This window comes from Mesorhizobium sp. M2C.T.Ca.TU.002.02.1.1 (assembly GCF_003997225.1).
Map to the genome: position 1 here is coordinate 1 of NZ_RZTO01001410.1, position 723 is coordinate 723.

Annotated in this window: 1 protein-coding gene; it reads left to right on the forward strand. The window is 66.8% G+C overall.

The genetic code is table 11. The features are described 5' to 3' along the window. Window positions 1–723 (forward strand): toprim domain-containing protein (locus EOD07_RS36435; RefSeq protein WP_127238508.1); only part of this gene is annotated, 723 nt, incomplete at both ends.

Sequence of the window (723 nt, forward strand, 5' to 3'; positions counted from 1 at the left end):
GACCGATGTGATGGAAATGGCGACGGCCTTCTTCCAGGAGCGGCTGCAGAGCGCCGACGGCGCCAAAGCTCGCGCCTATCTGCGTGACCGCGGGCTGACGCCGGCGACGCAGCAATCCTTCCGGCTGGGCTATGCGCCCGACAGCCGCAATGCGTTGAAGGAGCATCTCGCCGCCAAGGGCGTGCCGAAGGCCGATATAGAGGCCTGCGGACTGGTGCGGCATGGCGACGACATTCCGGTCTCCTATGACTGGTTCCGCGACCGCATCATGTTTCCGATCCCGGATTCGCGCGGCAAGATCATCGCCTTCGGCGGTCGCGCGCTGGCGCCCGACGCCTTGGCCAAATACATGAACTCGCCCGAGACCGAGCTCTTCCACAAGGGCAACGTGCTCTACAATTTCGCCCGCGCCCGCAAGGCCTTGGCAAAGGGCGGAACGGTGATCGCGGTCGAAGGCTATATGGACGTGATCGCGCTGGCGCAGGCCGGCTTCGAGAACGCCGTGGCGCCGCTTGGCACGGCGCTCACCGAAAACCAGCTCGAGCTCCTGTGGCGCATGGCGCCGGAGCCGGTGCTGTGCTTCGACGGCGACAAGGCCGGGTTGAAAGCGGCGTGGCGGGCGGCCGACATGGCGCTGCCTTCGGTGCAGCCGGAACGTCGCGTGCGCTTTGCGCTGCTGCCCGATGGCAAGGACCCGGACGATCTGGTCAAGGCCGATGGGCC